This window comes from Parvibaculum sp., from assembly GCF_049672805.1.
In the GTDB taxonomy this organism is placed as follows: Bacteria; Pseudomonadota; Alphaproteobacteria; order Parvibaculales; family Parvibaculaceae; genus Parvibaculum.
In genome coordinates, this window is sequence record NZ_JBATWS010000140.1 from 1 (window position 1) to 1,847 (window position 1,847).

The following is a 1,847-nucleotide window of genomic DNA, read 5'->3' on the forward strand; positions in this document are numbered from 1 at the left end:
GAATAGCCGAGAGCCTGCCCGACTGGCCAGATGGGAACAAAAGGGAGCCGAGTCAAGCGCCGTGCCCTTGCGTCCCCACCTTTACGCCGCGGCCCCGCCCATGTAACAAGGCCCGCTGGTAACATTGATCAGACAGTACTGGAACCCGATATGCGTCCTTCCGGCCGCCAGCCGAATGAAATGCGCGCCGTCAGCTTCGAGCTTGGCGTGGCGAAACATGCCGAAGGCTCCTGCCTCGTGCGGTTTGGTGATACCCATGTCCTCTGCACGGCAAGCCTTGAAGACCGCGTGCCGCCGTGGCTGAAGGGCGGCGGGCAGGGCTGGGTGACGGCCGAATATGGCATGCTGCCGCGCTCCACCCATGAGCGCATGCGCCGCGAGGCCTCTGCCGGCAAGCAGTCGGGCCGCACACAGGAAATCCAGCGCCTGATCGGCCGGTCGCTGCGCAGCGTGGTTGACCTGCGCGCGCTTGGCGAGCGGCAGATCAGCATCGATTGCGACGTGCTTCAGGCAGATGGCGGCACGCGCACGGCCTCGATCACGGGGGCGTGGATCGCGCTCCACCTCTGCATTGAATGGATGCGTGCCCGCTCGATGATTTCCGCGCCCGTCCTCAAGGATCATGTCGCGGCGATTTCCTGCGGCATCTACAAGGGGGTCGCCGTGACCGACCTTGATTATGCAGAAGATTCCGCCGCCGACACGGATGCGAATTTCGTCATCACCGGCAAGGGCGGCATCTGCGAAATTCAGGGCACGGCGGAAGGCGATCCTTTCTCGGAGGAGCAATTCCTTACCCTGCTCGGTCTCGCCAAGGCGAGTGTTGCCGATCTCGTTCGCCTGCAAAAGGAGGCCATCGCGAAATGACGCGCCGTCTTGAGGAAGGAAAACTCGTTGTCGCCAGCCATAATCCGGGCAAGGTGCGCGAGATTGCGCATCTGCTTGCGCCTTTCAGGCTGGAAGTCGTATCGGCGGGCGACCTTGATCTTGCCGAGCCGGAAGAGACGGGCGACACGTTCCGCGCCAATGCGGAGTTGAAGGCGCTTGCGGCGGCGCAGGCATCGGGCCTTCCGGCCCTTGCCGATGATTCCGGCCTTTGCGTCAACGCGCTCAACGGGGCGCCGGGCGTCCATTCCGCGCGCTGGGCCGGCCCGACACGGGATTTTGATTTCGCTCTCGAGAAGCTGCGGCGCGGCATGATTGAGGCGGGTCTGAGCGACACCAGCGCCTATTTCGTCTGCGGCCTCGCCCTCGCCTGGCCGGATGGGCACATCGAATATTTCGAAGGCCGTGTCGATGGTGAACTGACCTGGCCGCCGCGTGGCGAAAACGGCTTCGGCTATGATCCGATCTTCATTCCCGATGGCCATGAACTCACCTTCGGCGAGATGGAGGCGCAGGCGAAACACCGCATGTCGCATCGCGCCGATGCGTTCCGGCAGCTTGTCGATGCCTGTTTCGGCAAATAGCGCCGCCTCACCGATTGCGCCGCCGGAAACGGAAGGCGGCTTCGCTGTCTATGTCCACTGGCCCTTCTGCCAGTCGAAATGCCCCTATTGCGATTTCAATTCGCATGTCACGGCGAATGTGGATCAGGCGCGCTGGGGCCGCGCGCTCACGCGCGAACTGCGCCATATGCGCGCCCTCACCGGCCCGCGCCGCGTGCGCTCCGTCTTTTTCGGCGGAGGCACGCCGTCGCTGATGCTGCCGCAAACGGTCGATACGGTGCTTCGGGAAATCGCTTCCCTCTGGTCGATGGAGGAGGGGGCGGAGATCACGCTCGAAGCCAATCCGACCAGCGTTGAGGCAGAGCGCTTTCGCGGCTATCGCGCAGCAGGCGTGAACCG

3 protein-coding genes are annotated in these 1,847 nt (G+C 63.9%); all 3 read left to right on the top strand.

Annotated features, from left to right (window positions below):
* Window positions 1-150 precede the first annotated feature (150 nt).
* The gene (rph, locus tag WBF74_RS04505; protein ID WP_424435805.1) at window positions 151-867 is read left to right on the top strand and encodes a ribonuclease PH; all 717 of its coding nucleotides are present in this window, start codon (window positions 151-153) and stop codon (window positions 865-867) included.
* Window positions 864-1,469: an RdgB/HAM1 family non-canonical purine NTP pyrophosphatase gene (rdgB, locus tag WBF74_RS04510; protein ID WP_424435808.1), complete on the top strand. Its 606-nt coding sequence runs from the start codon at window positions 864-866 to the stop codon at window positions 1,467-1,469. Before rph ends, rdgB begins: the two co-directional genes overlap by 4 nt.
* Window positions 1,450-1,847, top strand: a 398-nt coding sequence (locus WBF74_RS04515) for a radical SAM protein (protein WP_424435811.1), incomplete at its 3' end; no start/stop codon positions are given. The genes rdgB and WBF74_RS04515, both read left to right, overlap by 20 nt.